Source organism: Pontibacter rugosus, assembly GCF_042678745.1.
Classification (GTDB): Bacteria; Bacteroidota; Bacteroidia; order Cytophagales; family Hymenobacteraceae; genus Pontibacter; species Pontibacter rugosus.
The window spans coordinates 1-3572 of the sequence record NZ_JBHTLD010000322.1; the positions used below are offsets into that span (position 1 = coordinate 1).

At 44.6% G+C, this 3572-nt stretch carries 2 protein-coding genes; both read right to left on the reverse strand.

Going from position 1 to position 3572, the window contains the following annotated elements; genetic code table 11:
- Positions 1-49: 49 nt before the first annotated feature.
- Positions 50-1315 (reverse strand): dihydroorotase, encoded by a 1266-nt coding sequence (locus ACFQ2O_RS20585; RefSeq protein WP_377532550.1) that lies wholly within the window; start codon positions 1313-1315, stop codon positions 50-52.
- Positions 1312-3321 carry a BatA domain-containing protein gene (locus ACFQ2O_RS20590; RefSeq protein ID WP_377532552.1) on the reverse strand — a complete coding sequence of 670 codons (2010 nt, stop codon included), beginning with the start codon at positions 3319-3321 and terminating at the stop codon, positions 1312-1314. The genes ACFQ2O_RS20585 and ACFQ2O_RS20590 overlap by 4 nt, the downstream gene beginning before the upstream one ends.
- Between the last annotated feature and the right edge of the window lie 251 nt (positions 3322-3572).

A 3572-nucleotide genomic window follows, 5' to 3' on the forward strand; every position in this document is an offset into this window, starting at 1 on the left:
ATACCAGACCGGCTTATGCCAACCTTGCTTAAATATAGAACTAAATATATTAAAAAGATTGATTGAGGACTAATTGTCCTTTATGAAATATGCCCAACACACGTCCCTTGAGCTCTTGCCCGTAGAAAGGACTGTTATGCGACTTAGATTTCGTTTTATTTTTGTCAGGCACCCAAGTTGCTGCCGGGTTAAACAGCGTTATGTTTGCCGGCTCGCCAATGGCTATCTTTGGTTGAGCTAACCCAAGTATACGCCGTGGATTTGTCGTGAATTTCTCTAACAGCACGTCCAGCGGTAGCTCCATTGTACTATTCGCAACGGCAAAGGCTGTTTCTAAGTTAGTAATGCCAAACTCCGCCAAGTCATACTCGAGTTTCTTTCCCTCTACATCCTGTGGAGTATGTGCCGAAACAAGCACATCTATCGTACCATCCTGTAGGCCTTCTTTTATAGCTTCTGCATCACTGGCAGACCTGAAAGGAGGAGCAACTTTGTAATCTGTGTCGAACGGGGCAACTGTTTCATCTGTAAACGCTATCTGGTAACTGGCTACATCGCAGGTTACTTGCAGCCCCTGTGCTTTCGCTATACGAATAGCCTCTATCGCTGCAGCTGTAGAAATAAGAGAGAAATGTAATTTGCCTCCTGTATAAGCTAACAGCTGCAGATCGCGTGTTACCATCACCTCTTCTGCTAAAGAAGGAATCCCGCGCATACCTAGTCGTGTACTTGCTTCGCCCTCGTGCATCTGTCCATTCTCTGTCAGGCGTGTGTGCTCAGGTTTATTCATCAGCAAGCCATCAAACATCTGCATATACTGTAAAGCTTTCAAGGTAACGTCGGCTCCCTGCAACGGGTGAATGCCATCTGAAAAAGCGACAGCCCCCGCCTCATGCAGATCAATCATTTCAGTCAAGTCTTTGCCTTGTGCCTCTACAGTTACTGCACCAGCAGGCAGCAGCGTTACTGGGTAGTGCTGTGATCTATTTTTGATATAGCTGATGGCGCTCTTTGTTTGCACCACCGGATCTGTGTTGGGCAGGCAAAGTACTTCTGTAAAGCCCCCTGCTGCTGCGGCGGCGGAAAGACTTTCTAAGTCCTCTTTATACTCCAGCCCTGGTTCGCCGGTATAGGCATGCATATCTATCCAACCTACCGAAATACAAAGGCCTTCTAAGGCTACTTCTGTATCTGCTTTCTGCTCATCTTGTCCAATGTAGGTGATGGTGCCATTCTCCAGTAGCACATTGTGCTGCTGCATATGAAACGCTGATGCTGGGTTGTAAATGGTAGCTGCTCGGAGAAGTACTTTCATGTTCGGAAGAATCTAATAAGTGCTATTTCGGCCATAAGGAAAAACAGACACAATATTAGGCAATATTTCCAAAGCTTTACACCAAAATATCTTTTTTCGAATTCACCTTTGATAGAAAAAGCGTCTCCATAATCATATACATGTATATTGCCACTCTCACTGCCGATCACAGTCCTGAGTTCATCAGGTGTATATTGTTCCAGGTATGATTCTCCTTTATCGTAATTAAAAGCCAGTGTTGTAAGTATAGAATCATTTAACTGTAAAGTATAAAAGCCTGCTTTTTCCATTTCAGGTGGTACAGTAAAGTATAGTTTCCCGCCACGGACTTGTTGTTCTGGTATAAATGCCAAGGTATCTTGTTGAAGCTGATACACTCCCTCCCGCTGCTGTTTAGTGGCCGCTGGTACCTGCACAATGTTGTTGTTTAAAGTATAGGCTAGCTGTTGTTGCTGCTGATAACTTTCGATGGCCAACCGATACATGACAGGCACAAAAAGGGCATGGTTTGGCAGGCTACTATACGTTTCATCTAAAGGGGCTGCCATTAAATATACCGCCCCAGTACCTCTATCAAAACGCGACAAAAATGGAGATCCTCCTCTAAACCTCAAAATATCTTCTGATGCTCTTGACCAGGAAAGGCTACGGCTTGCGGTGGGCATCTGCATTTTAGCGTCGAAATCAGAGAAGATACTTCTGAAAAATGGATTATTAGGATCTGGCGCCATAAGATTAGTTTTAGCGCCTCCAGCACCAGCACCTGTAAATCTTACAGGCATATTCAAGTTTTGAAATAGTGAAGTATAGGCTCCTCTGTCAGAGCCTACAGGCGGGATGATAAGTAAGGTACCTCCCTCTTTTGCATAATTGCTTAGGTTTGCAGCCAACGCAGCAGAAAGTGCTTTTACCCCGTTTACTATCACAATGTTAGATGCGGCTAGTTTAGCATAATCTATGTTATCATTGGTGTAGCTGCTATACTTAAAGAAGGACTCACCAGCGTACAACTGTTGCAGTGAAGCAGTATTATCAGATACTTCAGTAACAGCAATAGCCGCAGAAGACGAAAGTGTAAAATAGAACGTATTATCGAACTCTACAGGATAATCCTCTACCTGTACATAGGCAAGGCTTATTGCTTCGCCTGTTGCCCTGAAAGACATGACTGCTTCTGTAGATTGCCTGGGCGGTAAATCAAGGCTTAGAGCAGATACCTGCTGCCCCTGCATAAACAACTTGACAGGCACATCTTCTGCCAGATCATTACTGGTATTTGTGACCAACACATGTATACGACTTTCTGCATCGGTCCTTAAGAATTCATCTTCTAAATAAACAGAGTCGATTGTAATATTACTTGCCGCTGCTGCTGATACAGGTATAAGATGAACCTGCATTGAAGCATCTTTAGACTTAAAATCTTCCAGTTTTAAACTTGATTTTTGGAAATCGGAAAAAATGAATAGATGTGAAGCCTGTATACTTTCTCCCAATGAAGGAGCAAAAGGTTTAGCCGAATATGCAAGCTGATCTAGTATAGAAATAGCCTCGCTTTTTTGCAAAGGTGCTCCATGATTTAGTCGTGAAGTAGAAGATAGCTTAAAAGCCGTAGAAGCAGGGAAAAGATCGAGTACTGTTTTAGCTTGATCAGAAGCAACCTCTAACATAGTTAAATCCTCTTCTGAATGCATACGCTGCATACTATAAGAATTATCTACAAATATGTCCAAGTTCGCATCATTCACTGTCACAGCAGCATCTGAGGCAGGTATAAAGGGTTGAGCAAAAGCCAATACTAAAAAAACAATAAATAAGATTCTGCAAAACAGAATAAGGAGCTCCTTCAGGTTGCGTTGGCTGGCAGTAAGATCTTTAGATACTTGTATAAATTTCACATTGCTAAAAGCAATTCTTTTGGCTCGCCTCAGCTGCACTAAATGCAAGATGATAGGCACAGCAACAGCTGCCAGTGCGAACAGGAAGTAAGGGTATAGAAACGCCATAACTCAAGGTACGGATGGTCCTGTGAAAAAGCAAGGCCCGGGATGTGTATTCGCGGCGGTGCGGTTGGCCTTTCCCGGCGGATCGGGATGAGCGTGCGGCTCTGTCTGCTTGGCCCGCAGGAGGTGTTGGTTGGTTGTTGGGTGGGTATAAACACGAGACGCCCCCTCGATTGCTCAAGGGGGCGTCCGCTTTGTTGGGGTTGGCGGCCACCTACTCTCCCGGGTGTGACCCCAGTACCATCGGCGCGCCC